The following is a 15,944-nucleotide window of genomic DNA, read 5'->3' as shown; positions in this document are numbered from 1 at the left end:
ATCAAACCATTTTTCAATTTCTTAAAAAAACATAGGTTCTAACATTATTTATCATAAATTAGCGTAGGTGATTCAAATACGGAAATTTGAATTTTTTATTTTGGGGAAGGTTTTATCAATACATCTTAATACTGTATTAATTTGTGCTAATTCATGTTATCACAAATTACATAACAAATAGCATCCTAGAAAAGTAAATCTTCTATTAAAAAAATACAAACGTTTGTATTATCGTTTTTTTATCAAAATAAGGAATTTATTGATAATTTTTTAATACTAATTTTGATGGGTTTTAAAAAAAGAAGAGTAAAACTTGAGGATATTGCAAGAAAACTCAATGTTTCTATTGCAACCGTATCTCGTGCTTTAGATAAAAACCCCAGAGTAAAAGCAAGTACTCAGGAAAAAGTATTTAACACTGCAAAATCGATGGGGTATATGCCTAATCAAATTGCCAAAAGCCTTAGTTCTGGGAAAACTAATATTATTGGAGTTCTTATTCCTCGATATGATGAGCCTTTCTTTATTGAAGTATGTCGAGGGATTGATCAATATGCCAGAAATCATAACTATAAAATACTTATTAGTTCCTCAAGAAACTCATATGAATTCGAAAAAGAAAATCTAATTTCCTTTGAAAGAGGTTTGGTAGATGGTATCATATTATCGCCGACGCATGAAACTGAAAATGTAGCTCATTTAAATGACTTGATCAATAAAGGAATGCCAATGGTATTATTTGATAATATTAGAGAACAAGTTTCTGGAGCTGATCACGTAATGATAGATGATAAAAAAGCTTCTTTTGAAGCTGTAGAATTCTTAATAAAAAAAGGAAAGAAAAAAATCGCTTTCATCGGAGGGATAAAAGAAAAGAAAGTGTTTCAAGATCGACATAAAGGTTTTATTGCCGCTTTAACTGAATATGACATTCCTGTTTACAGAGAACTAATTTTACACTGTAATTCTCTTCATCGAGAATTTGAAGATAAAGAAATCCTTGATTTTTTTAAGCATTTATCTACTACTCCTGATGCAGTCTTTGCGTGTACTGATAATTACGGATTACTAACCATGAAAACTCTATTGAAAATGGGCAAAAAAATACCAGAAGAAGTTGCCGTAATAGGATTTGGAGATTTAGGCCTGGGAGAAATATTCGTTCCAACTTTGACTTGTATATCTCAACCAAGTTTTGAAATGGGTCAAAAAGCAGCGGAACTTCTTATTAACCAACTTAATGAACCCGATGAAATGGATCATAAGAAAACAATAATTCGGTTGAAAACTCAACTAACTGAAAGAGAAAGCACCTAAAAAATCAGTAATAATTGAATAAGGTTAATTCGTAGAATCCCTAAGTATTAAAGAAGTTTTTACAATCTCAGTACTAGTTTGATAATTATTCTCTGACGTATTAGATAATCTGTCAAGCAACATTTTTGCCGCTTTTGCACCCAATTCTTCCGCATGTTGAGATACGGTAGTTAATTTAGGGTAAGAGTGTTTTGACAATATACCATCGGTAAAACCAATTACAGAAATTTCTTTCGGTATGCTATAGCCTAATTTATTAGCCATATTTATTGCTATTGCAGCAGCAGTTTCATCCAATCCAAGTACTGCATCTATTTCATTATTCCTCAGAAATGACTCTATTTCATTTTCCTCTGTCTCTACATTGTTAATAGGCAATTGTATCAATGTTACTCCATCGTGTAATAGAACTTCTTCCTCCGCTCCTTCTATTCTCAATTTACCCACACTAAGGTCAAAAATGGTAGAAATTATTGCTAGTTTTTTACATCCGGTTCCTATTAAATATTGAATAGCGGTTTTTGACGCGTGCTTATCATCAACAATAACTTTATCACAATCTATTTCTCCACTTACCCGATCAAACATAACCAAAGGCACATTGTCTCTTTTTAAATCTTTAAAATGATCTAGTTTATTAAGCATTTGAGTTTCTTTACTCAATGCTAACACAAATCCATCAACACTGCTATAATTAAGCATTTCTACATATTCTACCTCTTTCTCATAAGATTCATTGGTTATACAAGTAACAATTTTATATCCATTCTTAGAAGCTTCTTGTTCTATACCATATAACACTTTTGCATAAAAATGATTTAAAATTTCCGGTAATAAAACCCCTATAGTATTCGTCTTGTTACTTTTTAAACTTACAGCTAATGCGTTAGGTTTATAATTATAAAAATTGGCTAATTCATGAACTCTATTAATGGTTTTCTGACTTATTTCTGAATCATTTTTTAATGATTTAGAAACGGTAGAAATGGACAAGTTTAGTTCTTTTGCAAGCTGTTTTAGGGTAACCTTTTTCCTCATGACCTTACTATTAGAAATTTCTTATTTTAGACTTATAAGAATATTAGTCAAATTATCTTTGGAGCCTAAATTAAGCTTTTTTCTTAATCTATGTCTGCTAACATCGACACTTTGTGAACTTATTCCTAATAGTGGAGCAATTTCTTTTGAAGAAAGATTCATTTTAAGGTATGCACATAACCTTAAATCCTTAGAAGTGAGGTTAGGGTAATTTTTAGAAAGTTTTTCATAAAATTCCTGATGTGATTTATCAAAATTAATTTCAAACAACTTACTTTCTTTATCTGTAATATAATAATCCACCAATCTTACCAATTCGTTATAGCTATTAGTGGGCAATTTTTGAGGAGAAGAACCTTGTACTTTAACAATTTTATCCTTTATTTTCTTGAGAATTTTATTTTTGTTTAAGTTAACATAAGCGATCTGAGTAAGCTCTCTACTTTTTGCCTTTATCTCATCCTGTAATTTAGAATTATTTAGCTCAATAATTTTATGCTCCTGTTCTAATTTCTGAGCTCTATGTTCTTCCTCCTGTTTTTGAAGTTTTTCTGCTTTTTGCTCTAATAAAATTCGTTCTTGCTTCTTCAGTTTATGTCGATTAACTCCGATTACAGAAATAATCAACAACAACAGCAGTAGCAGATACAAAACATACGCCCAATTTGTTCTATAAATAGGAGGTTTTATACTGAAATCAAAAGTACTTTCTCTAAAATCGCCATTGTATTTAGCTCTTATTTTAAGCTTATATTTTCCTTCTTTCAGATTAAACAAAGTTTGTTCTGTTGCTGTAGTTTTTTCACTCCATTCCTTGTCATTTAAACTAGTTTGATATGCTATTTCCTGGCCATATATAGGTAGCGCATAATTAATCTTAAGATCATTGTCTGAAAATGGTATCTCGGAATCAAAGGCATATGATTTTTCGCTATTAACCGAAACGAAATCTCTAATTAACACTTCGCTCCCAAGAGCTCTGGTCATTACCTTTTTATCCTTGGAATACAAAGCATAACCATTAAAAACAGGAATGATCTTATGCTCTTTACTCAATGAGAAAACATTAAGGACATCAGGTATCAACTGGTCTTTTAGTTCGGGTAGTGCTGTAAGGCCATCTTGATCCTCCACCGCTACTTTATTATTATCCACATACCAGGTTTCATCTCCTCTTTTAAGTATTCTAGGAGCATATCCTTTGCTTAAACCTATTTCAGACTTTGTAAAAGTGTTTTTATCACTAGAATAAGTATATGAATGAAAATTTGATGTTATAACAATTTTATTTTCAACTTTTGAAAGAGATATTCTTTTTCCGTCAAACTCACTTACAGGATAAAACGCTATGCTTTTTAATTCTTTATTATCGTAATTCAATCGATACTTAAACACACCATCAGTTCCTAGAGCCACCCAAAGATTGTTTTCTTCGTCAACTTCCAAATATCTCCCCGATTTTTCAAAACCTTTTAATTTATATCCTTCCCATTCATCACCATTTTTTTGGTATAAGGAGATTCCGTTATAATTTCCAGAAACAATAACATTATCGAGTCCCGGTACTTCATATTTCCGAAAATTCCAAGCACCCAAATCCTCCCCCATTCTTATTAAAACCTTTCCTTTTAACGCATAAGCACCTTTATCATGTCCAACATAAATTTCATTTCCAACCTTTTCTATATTCCAAACCTGTCCGTTAAGTAACAACTCTAAAACATCATTAGAATTTCCTGAGGCATTATCCGTAACATAAAGTCCTTGATTGGTTCCTAAGTACGTTAAATTTTGTTCTTTAACTACAGCATAAGTGGATCCTAGATCTCCATAGTAATCATAATAATAAGTAAGAGGTGAGTTCAATTTTACGTAGTCTACTCCGTAGTCTAATGCAAGCCAAAGATTATCTTCGTCATCTTGATATATAGAAAGTATCGTATTATTTTGTAATCCATTTCTCTTATTTATATTATTTGTCTCTCCTGTTTTAAGGTCTACTATATATAGTCCATTAGAAACTGTTCCCAGTGCTATTCTGTTGTCGCTAAGTTTTAGAAAAGAAAAGATCTGAGCTTTCTCAACTTCATCAGACATAGAAAAATTAAGGGGGATCAAACTATCACCAATAAGCTTATATAACCCCTTAGTATCTGTTATAATAATTAAATCTTCATTTACCTTCGTAACTCCAATAATATTCTCATTTAGATCAGCATCACTAATTACTGGGATCAGGTTAGTCTCCTGCAACCTAAAAACACCATACTTAAGATCATTTACATATATTTGATCATCTACCTTATAGCTCCATTTAAAGCGATAGGGAGCTGGTATTTTAGTAATGATATTATCTTGATTAACGTATAAATTCCTGAAGGTTTGAAAAATGATCTCATTATTAATAAAATGAGTTCTCCAATATTCTTCAATATCGGATACAACGTCTTTTTTACTATTCCTTAATGGCTGAACATCATAGTTATCGTAACCATTTTTAATTAACATACCATGATGCCCGTCCGCACCAAAATAAACTGTATCCTTATTCTTAACAAGAAGACTTCTATTGACCATTTCTGGATTAGTAGCTACAGAAGACCAATCAGTTCCATCAAATATCAAAACTTGATGCCCATTAGCAATATAAATCAGACCATTCTCATCTTGCTGAATATGCCAAGACTGAGCATTAAAACCCATATTTTTAGTATCATAATGGGTGATTTTAGGAAGTGTCTTATTCTTTATAGATTGAGAAAAAACCGAAAAAGGTAAACAACAAAGTATAATAAAAAAACGATACATTAGATGAGTTTTTACATAAGTAAGCTTATCAAATATACCATTAAAATCTTAACACATTTTACAAACTACTTGTTTATAAAATATTAATAAGTCATCAATGCTAATTTACCAAAAGACAGATACTAAGTCTAGGCAATTATTTAAGCTTAATTTTTTTATTTAAATCTCCGATTCTAATTTCAAAATCACCGGGTTCCGCAACTGTTTCTAAATTTTCATTAACAAAGGATAATTCATCTTTTGTGATTGTAAATGAAACTTTTTTAGATTCCCCTTTATCCAGTGTTATCTTATCATACCCTTTTAGTGCACGAACTTCTGGTGTAATGCTGGCATATAAATCACTTATAAAAAGTAACACAGTTTCTTTTCCTTTTCTACTTCCGGTATTAGTAACATTTACAGAAACTTCAATTGATCCATCTTGATCCATTTCTGCAGAACTAATCGATAAATCAGCATACTCAAAACTAGTGTACGATAATCCATCCCCAAATTCATATTGCTGATCGTAGTCAGATTCATAGTAATTAGGTACAGAAATATTATCCGAGTGCTTATGATTATAATTTACAAACGCATGAGGATGTTTCGGGTAATTTATTGGTAATCTTCCTGATGGATTTTCGATACCAAATAATAAATCTGCTAAAGCATCCGCTCCATAATTTCCTGGTAAATACCCCATAAAAACTGCATCAACCAGCGGCTCTATTTCATTAAAAATAATTGGTCTTCCTTCTAATAAAACAAGTATTATTTTTTTTCCAGTTTTAGACAATGCTTTTGCCAAATCAATTTGATCCTTTGGCATTAGTATAGAATTTATATTTCCCGGGGTTTCTGTATATGAGTTTTCGCCTAGACATAATACTACTACATCACTTTGTTTTGCTGCTTTCACTGCTTCATTAATATTGTTTTCGCCTTCAAAAGAAACTCCCTGTATAAATGTAGCATTACCTGAATTCGTAAAAGCCTCAGCTATTGTATTTTTATCTTTTGCATAATTATCAGCCTCACTACCCTGCCAATTATAAGACCAACCTCCGTTAAGGGATCTCATAGTATTAGCTGTTGGACCTGTTACTAATATTTTAGCACCCTTTTCTAGAGGAAGGATATCATTCTTATTTTTCAATAAAGTAAAAGATTCTACCGCTGCTTTTTTACTAACCTCGGCAAACTTATCAGAACCAAAATCAGGATAATCCTTTGGATCCGTAACAGGATTCTCAAACAACCCTAATTGCATCTTAACTTTTAATATTCTAGAAACTGCATTATTGATCCTTTCCTCAGAAACATTTCCTTCTTTCACTAATTCGACAAGTAATTCTGAAAATTCAAAGTCATGTGGCACCATACTCATATCTATTCCCGCATTAACAGATATTTTAATTGCATCTTTAATAGTTTCGGCTACTTTGTGTCTAGTATGCAGATAATTGATATCCGCCCAATCTGTAACAGCAATACCATCAAAACCTAATTCACCTCTTAACACATCTGTTAGTAAAAACTTACTGGCGTGTACTGGAACACCATTAATCTCCCCAGAATTTATCATTAATGTCACAGATCCTGCATCTACGGCTTCTTTAAATGCTGGCAAAAAATACTGTCTTAATTCTCTCTCTGGTATCCATGCAGGTGTGCGATCTTTACCAGAAAGTGGAACACTATACCCTAAATAATGTTTCATGCAGGAAGCAACTGTATTTGGATCTCCTAATGTTCCCTGATATCCCTCGACCATGGCAACACCCATTGTTTTCCCTAAATACACATCTTCTCCAAATGTTTCCCATAATCTTGGCCACAATGGATTTCTTCCTAAACCTAAAACAGGAGAAAAATTCCAAGGAATCGAAGAAGCTCTCGTTTCATAAGCAGATATTTTTGCTGCTTCTTTTACCAAGTCTTTATTAAAAGTAGCGGCTAATCCTATTTGTTGAGGAAACAATGTAGCTCCAATTGTATAGTTTACACCATGAATGGCGTCGATCCCATAAATAATTGGAATCTGTCTTGGCGTTTTTGCTGCCTCATCCTGAAAAGTTTTAATCGTTTTATACCAATCTTGTCTTGACAAAGGCACTCCTGGAGTGTTAAGTATTGAGCCAACCTTATAAGTATGAATGGCTTTATGAACCAATGCAGAGTCCAAAGCGTACGGTTGTGATGAGCTATATTGATTATCGCCTTTTGTAACAACATCCAACGTAATTTGCGTCATCTGACCTACCTTTTCTTCTAAAGTCATTTTAGAGAGTAACGTAGCCACTTTTTTGTCTGTTTCCGAACTCATTGTTGGTTTTTCTGATATTGATTTACCATCTTCTTTACTTGATTCTGAATTACAACTTACGACAATTAGAACCAATAATATTATATATAATTTTTGCATCATTTTATTTTTTAAAAGAGAAATCGATTTCAAGATCTGTGTCTGAAGTACCTCCTACAAAAGCCTTAAAATCTCCCGATTCGGCTTCCCATTTTTTATTTGCTGTATAAAACTGGATTGTCTCTTCACTGATACTAAAAGTAACTGTTTTACTTTCTTTAGGCTCTAATTCAACTAACTCAAATCCTTTAAGCTCTTTTACCGGACGTGTTAAGCTCCCTATGATATCCCTAATGTATAATTGTACAACTTCTTTACCTTTTCTCTTACCCGTATTTGTAATAGTTACTGAAACAGAAAGATTTCCTCCAGAGGCAAAAGACGGAGCACTTATTTTTAAATCTTTGTATTTAAAAGCAGTATAGCTTAATCCATGTCCAAAAGGATATAAAGCATCATTTTTCTCATCAGTATAATGTGACCAAAATACCATCCCATCAAGGTTTGAAGGTCTTCCTGTATTTTTTACATTGTAGTATAAAGGTAACTGACCAACGTTTCTCGGAAAAGAAACAGGCAACTTACCAGAAGGATTATAATCCCCAAACAAAACATCTGCAATTGCATTTCCTGATGCCGAACCTAAATGCCAGGTTTCTAATATCGAAGGTGCTTTTTCCGCAATATCCGAAATTGCCATAGGACGACCATTCATAAGAACTACTACTATGTTTTTATTAACCGTATATATCTCTTCGAATAGTTTTTGCTGAGGCTTTGTTAACTCAATACTTACTTGACTTCTCGCTTCTCCAGACTGAAAAGCTTCTTCTCCAATAGCTAAAACCACAACTTCTGCATCTTTAGCTACCTTTACTGCTTCTTCAATACCTTTAAAACTATCTCTATTTACTTTTAAATCACGGACAAAACTCCTTTCACCCACTCCAAGCTCTACTCCTTTAGCATAGGTTATTTTAACACTTTGATCTAGTGCTGTTTTAATCCCGTCTAGAAGTGAAACTGCAGAATTAGGAGTTGCCATTCCTCTCCAACTACCAATTGGAGTATCCTTATCATCCGCTAATGGACCAATAACTGCAATACTTTTGATATCTTTTTTAAGAGGCAATACATTATTATCATTTTTTAGCAAAACAATAGACTTTTTAGCTACATCTCTAGAAGCCTCTATGTGGCCTTTGGTGTATATATCTTTTTTCTCTCTTTCTTCATCACAATATTTAAATGGATCATCAAATAATCCTAACTCAAATTTAACTCGCAGTACTCGCTTAGCAGCATCGTTAATTAGTTTCTCATCTACTTTCCCATCTTTTATCAATTGTTCTAAACCTGTCTCATAGGCTCTTCCTTCCATATCCATATCATTACCAGCGTGTATCGCCAGTTCTGCTGCGTGTGTTTTATCTTTTGCATATCCATGAAATATCATCTCTGCAATAGAAGCCCAATCAGAAACTACAAATCCGTCCCAACCCCAAGTATTCTTAAGAAGATCTCTCTGCAATCCTTTATGTCCAGTCGCTGGTATACCGTCAATTTCATTAAATGAACTCATGATAGAAGCCACACCGGCATCTACTGCTGCTTTAAAAGGAGGTAATACCGTGTTATGTAACTCATACTCTCCAATACTTACTGTATTATAATCTCGCCCTCCTTCTGCAAACCCATAAGCTGCAAAATGCTTAGCACAAGCAGCTAACGTATTATTTTTAGACAGATCATCACCTTGAAAACCTTGAATTCTGGCGACAGCTATTTTTGAAGCTAGAAAAGGATCCTCTCCAGCTCCTTCCATAACTCTACCCCAACGAGCGTCTCTAGAAATATCCATCATAGGTCCAAATGCCCAATTAATTCCAGAAGCCGTTGCTTCTTTTGCCGCTATAGATGACGACTTTGTAATAGCCTCTAGATCCCAACTTGCGCTTTCTCCAAGTGGGATAGGAAACATAGTTTTAAAACCATGTATGACATCATATCCGAAAAGTAATGGTATTTTTAATCGTGAATTTTCAACAACGGTTTTCTGTAACTCTTTAGTTCCCGCAACAGAAGTAGCATTAAGCATAGCTCCAACTTCTCCATTTTTTAATTTTTCATATTTTTCCTTATTCCCTACATCAGACGGTGGTCCAGTTACATCCCAACTTCCATTATATAAAACAAGCTGTCCTATTTTTTCTTTAACAGTCATCAAAGAAAGTAGTGAATCTACTTTTCTTTCAATAATATCTGGAGATTCTTGACGCCCTTTATCTTGAGAAAAACTAAATTTAGGTACTAGTACTAAAAGACCTACTGTAACAATTACATTAGTACTCCTAAAATTAAATTTTTTATAAACTTTCACTGATTTTGTTTTTTGGTTATTTACTAATAATGATTAAACAAATCTATCCTCCCTATTTACTTAAAAAATATTAACTCTATAATCATTTAAAGAGTAAATAAATATTTTAGATTTTTTACTGCGAATATTGATAAAACTACAACATTACATCCTAATTCACTACAATAAATCAATCTTAACATTGTATTTACATATGATACTAAAAGTTTGACAACAATTTAATAATATTTAAAAAAAACACTGTAATTCAGTCATTTATGCTTTTTATTTGTTAAAACATTGAATGCTTCAACAGCTAACAAAACAAAACCTAGTAAAGATTAATTAAATATATTGTATCAAAGAATTTCATAGTTATTACTAAATATCATCTATCAATTTTTAAATTAAAAAGAAGTCCATTATCTTAACATTTCTAATTAAAAAAGCATAATATCAAAATTAAAACAACACTTCACCTGATATACGATTCAGATATTTTCACTTTTTAATAATCAACAATTTGTAATAAAAAGACTTAATTATTTAACATTAGCTTTTATTTTAACAGCATAATGCAGACTTTAGTCCTTATAAAATAAATATAAATTTATTGTAAGTTTTGATTATTACTATACGACTAACAGTAAATGTCTGTAACTAAAAAATGACACAGCATGTCTAAAACATATTACGATCCTGCGGATCTAAGAAAATTTGGAAAAATAACAGAGTGGAGTGAAGAACTTGGAACTAAATTCTTTGATTACTATGGAAAAGTTTTTGAAGAAGGTGCGCTAACTGCACGCGAGAAATCTTTAATTGCATTAGCAGTCTCTCATGTAGTAAAATGTCCTTATTGTATTGATGCTTACACCAAAGATGGCCTTCAGAGAGGAATTACCAAGGAAGAAATGATGGAAGCAGTGCACGCCGGAGCAGCTATAGAAAGTGGAGCTACACTAGTACACGGTGTACAGATGATGAACAAATATGATAAATTGTCCATGTAAACGGATTGTTATCGGTACATTTTACGTCATCTAAAAACAGAATATTATCGCTAAAAACAATGTATGGCTACTAAGTCGCTAAAGAATAGAAATAACGAACTCGCTGACTCTCATAGACAATTAGAGATTCTGAACAATGGCATTTTTGCAAATGGAGAATTACCAAAGTTCGCTGATAAAATTGCCGAAATTGGACATGATACATTGCGCCCTAACAAATTGGAAATACTTCAAATTAATGTAGGGTATATGTGTAACCAGGTTTGTGAACACTGTCATGTAGACGCTGGTCCTGATCGAAAAGAAATTATGACTAAAGAGACCATGAAACAGTGTCTGGAAGTCATCAAGAAAACAGGAGCCCACACATTAGACTTAACAGGGGGGGCTCCGGAAATGAATCCTAATTTTAGATGGTTTGTAGAAGAAGCTAGCAAAGCAGGAATCAAAGATTTTATTGTACGAAGTAACCTTACCATTATTAGAGCAAATAAAAAGTACTATGATTTACCTGATTTTTTCAAAAAACATAATGTACACGTAGTTTCTTCGATGCCTCATTGGACCAGAGGTAAAACTGACAAACAACGTGGAGATGGTGTTTTTGACAAATCTATCAAAGCGCTTCAAGAACTTAATGAACGGGGATATGGAATGCCAAATAGTGGTCTGAGATTGGATTTGGTTTACAACCCATCTGGTGCTTTTTTACCAGGTGATCAAGCATCCATGGAAAAAGATTTTAAAAAAGCTTTGTTAGAAGATTTTGGAATTCACTTTCATAATTTGTTTGCAATTACTAATTTACCGATCAGTAGATTTTTAGATTATCTAATTGCTTCAGAGAATTATGAAGATTATATGTATTCATTAGTAGAAGCATATAATCCATCTGCCGTAGCAAATGTAATGTGTACTAATACTATTTCTATAAGCTGGGATGGATGGTTATATGATTGTGATTTTAACCAGATGTTAGATCTTAAAGTTGCCAGTAAAGTAAAACATATTAGTGAGTATAATGAAGAACTACTACAAAATAGGGATATTATCATCTCTCAGCACTGTTATGGTTGCACAGCTGGAGCTGGAAGTAGTTGTCAAGGAACTGTAGCATAAAATGATCAGCATATGAACATTAAAACCGCCGTATTAGTTTTTGTGAACTCCTCCAAGGAAGAGCTTCTGCACAAACCTATTATTGGTGGTGAAAAACTTTTTACAGAGCTTACTAAAAAAACAATGCAGGTTGTAGAAAGTTCTGGACTTCCATTTTTTGTATTTACTGAAAAAAGACAAACGGGTAAGACCTTCGGAGAACGTTTTGTAAATGCTATTCAGGCTACCTATGATCTAGGATTCGAAAATATAATCACCATAGGAAATGACACACCTCATTTAAAGAAACATCATTTATTAGAAAGCGCCAAACAACTTCAAAACAATAAGTTTGTCTTGGGACCATCTGCCGATGGTGGATTTTATCTAATGGGATTACATAAATCTCAGTTCAATATAAATACTTTCTTAAAGCTTCCCTGGCAGTCTAAACATTTAGCTAAAAGTATATCGTTTTTAATTAAAAATACAGAAATTGAAGTTGCACAACTTGAGGTTCTATATGACATTGACACAGTTGACGATCTAAAAATCATTTCTAAACTTAATTTTACTTTTTCTGAAACGCTTCAGGCTATTATATATCATATTACAAATTCCCAAATAGAGATAGTAAAACATAACGATTCGATAAAAGATACTTATTATCTCCAATCCTTTTATAACAAAGGTTCTCCTATGTATTCGAATTCCAGTTTTTACACTATTTAGACCCTAACAACTACCTTATCTTCTTAAGGGAAGTTTATGGAACAAACCTAAAAACTGATCTCTACAAATAGATTCGCACTTTAACAATCAATTACATTGTATAGCTATATTAACTAGATATGCCGTTATATATGAGAAAAATAATCGTAATACTATTATTAATTTTATTCCCTTTTTTAGCTATTGGCCAAGATTCACTTGATGAATTATTGGATCAATACAATAATGAAAGTATCCCATATATCTCGGTAAAAGAATTAAATGAGATACAAAGTGAAGTAATCCTATTAGACGCTAGAGAAATAAATGAGTACGATACTAGTCATCTACAAGGTGCAATCCACGTAGGATATGACCATTTTGACATCAAGACTCTTTCCAACGAAAACATAGATAAGAAATCAAAAATTATTGTTTACTGTAGTTTAGGCATACGATCGGAAGACATTTCGGAAAAACTTAAAGAAGCAGGCTATAACAATATCTATAATCTATATGGCGGAATTTTTGAGTGGAAAAACGATAATAATAAAGTGATTGACTCTAAAGGAAAAGAAACAGATAAAATACACGCATTTTCCAAAGAATGGGGGAAATGGTTACATAAAGGAAAAAAAGTATACACACAGTGAAAGAAAAGAATCTATTAATGATTTTTACCCGAAATCCCGAATTGGGTAAATGTAAAACTCGTTTAGCCGCGACCATAGGAGATCACGCTGCTCTGGAAGTTTATGAGTTATTGTTAGCCCATACTGTATCTATTACAAAAGATCTTACAGTGGCTAAGGAAGTATACTATTCCACAAGAATTGGAGAGAACGACATCTGGAACCCTACTGTTTATGAAAAAAAGCAACAAGAAGGAGAAGATCTTGGTGATCGTATGTATAATGCTTTCAAAAGAGGTTTTAAAGCAGGGTATACCAATATTATTATAATAGGGAGTGATATGTACGACCTAAGCCAATCCGATATACAGAACGCATTCAATGCTCTGAAAACAAATAATTATGTAATAGGTCCTGCGGAAGATGGAGGGTATTATTTACTAGGTATGAAAAAGCTGAATTCGCAAGTTTTTCAGAACAAATCCTGGGGAACAAATACAGTACTTCAAAATACATTAAACGATCTACAACAAACAACTATTAAACTATTAGAAGAACGTAATGATATAGATTATTATGAAGATATCAAGGACATTTCAGTTTTTCAACATTTATTAAGCTATCAAAATGACTAAATACATTAAAGAAACAACAGAATACTTACAAGAAAAAGGATTTGATAATCCAGAAATAGGTATCATCTTAGGAACAGGATTAGGACAGTTACTAGATGAAATAGAAATCATAAAAGAAGTAAGTTATAATCACATTCCCTATTTCCCTACAGCCACAGTAGAATTCCACAAAGGAAAATTAATCTACGGAAAGTTAGAAGGCAAAAAAGTAGTGGTAATGCAAGGACGTTTTCATCTCTACGAAGGTTACTCTCTACAAGATGTGACATATCCTGTTAGAATTATGCATCAATTAGGAATCAAAACACTTTTAGTTTCTAATGCATCCGGAGCGATTAATTTAAACTTTAAAAAAGGCGAATTAATGCTTATTGATGATCACATTAATCTTCAGGGAGGATCTCCTTTAGCATTTAAAGGAGTAGAACAATTAGGCACCCGTTTTACAGATATGAGTGCTCCTTATAACCTTAAAATTAATGCAAAATTAGAATCCATTGCTAAAGAAAATAACATTAATCTTCATAAAGGTGTATATGCCTCTGTAGTAGGACCGCAATTAGAAACCCGCGCAGAATATCGTTATCTAAAAATCATTGGAGCCGATGCAGTAGGAATGAGCACAGTTCCTGAAATTATTGTAGCCAATCATTTAGATCTTAAAGTTGCAGCAGTATCTGTTCTTACAGACGAATGTGACCCAGACAATCTACAACCTGTCAATATTGACGAGATTATTGCCATGGCCGGAAAAGCGGAACCGGAAATGATCCTTTTATTCAAAGAATTGATAAAATCTCTCTAAACATTAACGAATTAAGTAATTATTCCTTCAAAATAAAGAAAACAAAAATATGAGCTATTTAGAAACCACGCATGATGTATACAAAGAAGCAGCATTAACTCCAGATGTAGGTTTATGTTGTACCACAAATCCTATTTGGGAACTACCTGGATTAAAAATCCCAAAGATCATGCAAGAAATGAATTATGGTTGTGGGAGTACAGTAAACGCCCGTGATTTAACCAATAATCCAAAAACACTTTATGTTGGTGTTGGTGGCGGAATGGAATTATTACAATTTTCGTATTTCTCTCGTCAAAAAGGTGGAGTAATTGGTATTGATGTAGTTCAGGAAATGCTAGATGCTTCTCGTAAAAATTTTAAAGAAGCAGAAGAACAAAATGAATGGTTCAAAAGTGAGTTTGTAGACTTAAGATTTGGTGATGCTCTGAATCTTCCCGTAGAAGATAATAGTATTGATGTTGCCGCTCAAAATTGTTTATTCAATATTTTTAAAGCAGAGGATTTAAAAAAAGCGATAGAGGAAATGTATCGAGTATTAAAACCTCATGGTAGATTAGTGATGAGTGATCCAACTTGCGAGCAACCTATGAATGATACGCTCAGAAATGATGAACGATTAAGAGCTTTATGTCTTAGTGGAAGTTTACCTATTGCGGAATATGTAAAAGCATTGACCGATGTTGGTTTTGGAACCATAGAAATTAGAGCGCGTAAACCGTATCGTATTTTGGATCCTAAAAACTATGAAACCGATGAATTAATCTATATAGAATCTATTGAAGTAGCTGCAATCAAAGACCCTATGCCAGAAGATGGCCCTTGTATTTTTACTGGTAAGGCAGCCATTTATTATGGTAATGAAGATTATTTTGATGATAAAAAAGGACACGTATTACTGAAAAATCAACCTATTGCGGTTTGTGATAAAACTGCTGGTGCTCTTGCTGACCTGGGAAGAGATGATATTTTCATCAGCGAATCTACGTACCACTATGATGGTGGTGGATGTTGCTAAAATTTTAAAACTCGCTTTAAGTAATAATTTTATATGAGGCTGTCTGAAAAGTGAACAAAATCTAAAATTGTCAGTCTGAGCCTGTCGAAGACATTTTGAAAATCAACGGATTAAAAACTTCGACAAGCTTAGTTTAGCATAGTAAAGTTACTTTACAGAC

Annotated in this window: 12 protein-coding genes; 8 read left to right on the top strand and 4 right to left on the bottom strand. The window is 32.8% G+C overall.

All coding sequences use genetic code 11. The features are described from left to right. Window positions 1-285 precede the first annotated feature (285 nt). Window positions 286-1,317, top strand: a complete 1,032-nt coding sequence (locus D1818_RS17150) for a LacI family DNA-binding transcriptional regulator (RefSeq protein WP_118460193.1) — start codon at window positions 286-288, stop codon at window positions 1,315-1,317. Between the two features lie 24 nt (window positions 1,318-1,341). Here D1818_RS17150 and D1818_RS17145 read toward each other — a convergent pair whose 3' ends face one another. From D1818_RS17145 to bglX, 4 genes are all read right to left on the bottom strand, one after another. Beyond that, window positions 1,342-2,355, bottom strand: coding sequence for a LacI family DNA-binding transcriptional regulator (locus D1818_RS17145; RefSeq protein ID WP_118460192.1), 1,014 nt, complete (start codon window positions 2,353-2,355; stop codon window positions 1,342-1,344). Between the two features lie 21 nt (window positions 2,356-2,376). Next, window positions 2,377-5,163 carry a two-component regulator propeller domain-containing protein gene (locus D1818_RS17140; RefSeq protein WP_118460191.1) on the bottom strand — a complete coding sequence of 929 codons (2,787 nt, stop codon included), beginning with the start codon at window positions 5,161-5,163 and terminating at the stop codon, window positions 2,377-2,379. Between the two features lie 136 nt (window positions 5,164-5,299). After that, complete coding sequence (locus D1818_RS17135; RefSeq protein ID WP_118463867.1) at window positions 5,300-7,573, bottom strand: glycoside hydrolase family 3 N-terminal domain-containing protein; 2,274 nt, start codon at window positions 7,571-7,573, stop codon at window positions 5,300-5,302. 4 nt (window positions 7,574-7,577) lie between these two features. Further along, on the bottom strand, window positions 7,578-9,893 hold the full coding sequence (gene bglX, locus D1818_RS17130) for a beta-glucosidase BglX (protein ID WP_233558647.1): 2,316 nt from the start codon (window positions 9,891-9,893) through the stop codon (window positions 7,578-7,580). 656 nt (window positions 9,894-10,549) lie between these two features. On the opposite strand from bglX, the gene D1818_RS17125 reads away from it, so the two are divergent. The 7 genes from D1818_RS17125 to arsM all read left to right on the top strand — a co-directional run bounded on the left by D1818_RS17125 (window position 10,550) and on the right by arsM (window position 15,784). Further along, window positions 10,550-10,885, top strand: a complete 336-nt coding sequence (locus tag D1818_RS17125; RefSeq protein ID WP_118460190.1) for an arsenosugar biosynthesis-associated peroxidase-like protein — start codon at window positions 10,550-10,552, stop codon at window positions 10,883-10,885. A gap of 63 nt (window positions 10,886-10,948) precedes the next feature. Next, complete coding sequence (gene arsS, locus D1818_RS17120) at window positions 10,949-12,004, top strand: arsenosugar biosynthesis radical SAM (seleno)protein ArsS (RefSeq protein ID WP_118460189.1); 1,056 nt, start codon at window positions 10,949-10,951, stop codon at window positions 12,002-12,004. A gap of 12 nt (window positions 12,005-12,016) precedes the next feature. Then, entirely contained in the window at window positions 12,017-12,715 is a 699-nt protein-coding gene (locus D1818_RS17115; RefSeq protein WP_118460188.1) for a DUF2064 domain-containing protein, read from the top strand. Window positions 12,716-12,846: 131 nt separating this feature from the next. Then, window positions 12,847-13,347 carry a rhodanese-like domain-containing protein gene (locus tag D1818_RS17110; RefSeq protein ID WP_118463859.1) on the top strand — a complete coding sequence of 167 codons (501 nt, stop codon included), beginning with the start codon at window positions 12,847-12,849 and terminating at the stop codon, window positions 13,345-13,347. A gap of 17 nt (window positions 13,348-13,364) precedes the next feature. Next, entirely contained in the window at window positions 13,365-13,961 is a 597-nt protein-coding gene (locus D1818_RS17105) for a TIGR04282 family arsenosugar biosynthesis glycosyltransferase (RefSeq protein WP_118463856.1), read from the top strand. Beyond that, window positions 13,954-14,766, top strand: coding sequence for a purine-nucleoside phosphorylase (locus D1818_RS17100; protein WP_118460187.1), 813 nt, complete (start codon window positions 13,954-13,956; stop codon window positions 14,764-14,766). The genes D1818_RS17105 and D1818_RS17100 overlap by 8 nt, the downstream gene beginning before the upstream one ends. Window positions 14,767-14,815: 49 nt before the next feature. Then, on the top strand, window positions 14,816-15,784 hold the full coding sequence (gene arsM / locus D1818_RS17095) for an arsenosugar biosynthesis arsenite methyltransferase ArsM (RefSeq protein WP_118460186.1): 969 nt from the start codon (window positions 14,816-14,818) through the stop codon (window positions 15,782-15,784). The last annotated feature ends 160 nt before the right edge of the window (window positions 15,785-15,944 follow it).

The sequence above is a fragment of the Aquimarina sp. BL5 genome (genome assembly GCF_003443675.1).
Classification (GTDB): Bacteria; Bacteroidota; Bacteroidia; order Flavobacteriales; family Flavobacteriaceae; genus Aquimarina.
Note: the sequence above shows the minus strand (reverse complement) of the source record. Positions and strands in the feature narration are given on the sequence as shown.

What these genes read in the sequence shown, in the direction of transcription:
- D1818_RS17150 (WP_118460193.1), top strand. Translation starts at nt 286, where the DNA reads ATGGGTTTTAAAAAAAGAAGAGTAAAACTTGAGGATATTGCAAGAAAA.
- D1818_RS17145 (WP_118460192.1), bottom strand. Translation starts at nt 2,355, where the DNA reads ATGAGGAAAAAGGTTACCCTAAAACAGCTTGCAAAAGAACTAAACTTG.
- D1818_RS17140 (WP_118460191.1), bottom strand. Translation starts at nt 5,163, where the DNA reads ATGTATCGTTTTTTTATTATACTTTGTTGTTTACCTTTTTCGGTTTTT.
- D1818_RS17135 (WP_118463867.1), bottom strand. Translation starts at nt 7,573, where the DNA reads ATGCAAAAATTATATATAATATTATTGGTTCTAATTGTCGTAAGTTGT.
- D1818_RS17125 (WP_118460190.1), top strand. Translation starts at nt 10,550, where the DNA reads ATGTCTAAAACATATTACGATCCTGCGGATCTAAGAAAATTTGGAAAA.
- arsS (WP_118460189.1), top strand. Translation starts at nt 10,949, where the DNA reads ATGGCTACTAAGTCGCTAAAGAATAGAAATAACGAACTCGCTGACTCT.
- D1818_RS17115 (WP_118460188.1), top strand. Translation starts at nt 12,017, where the DNA reads ATGAACATTAAAACCGCCGTATTAGTTTTTGTGAACTCCTCCAAGGAA.
- D1818_RS17110 (WP_118463859.1), top strand. Translation starts at nt 12,847, where the DNA reads ATGAGAAAAATAATCGTAATACTATTATTAATTTTATTCCCTTTTTTA.
- D1818_RS17105 (WP_118463856.1), top strand. Translation starts at nt 13,365, where the DNA reads ATGATTTTTACCCGAAATCCCGAATTGGGTAAATGTAAAACTCGTTTA.
- D1818_RS17100 (WP_118460187.1), top strand. Translation starts at nt 13,954, where the DNA reads ATGACTAAATACATTAAAGAAACAACAGAATACTTACAAGAAAAAGGA.
- arsM (WP_118460186.1), top strand. Translation starts at nt 14,816, where the DNA reads ATGAGCTATTTAGAAACCACGCATGATGTATACAAAGAAGCAGCATTA.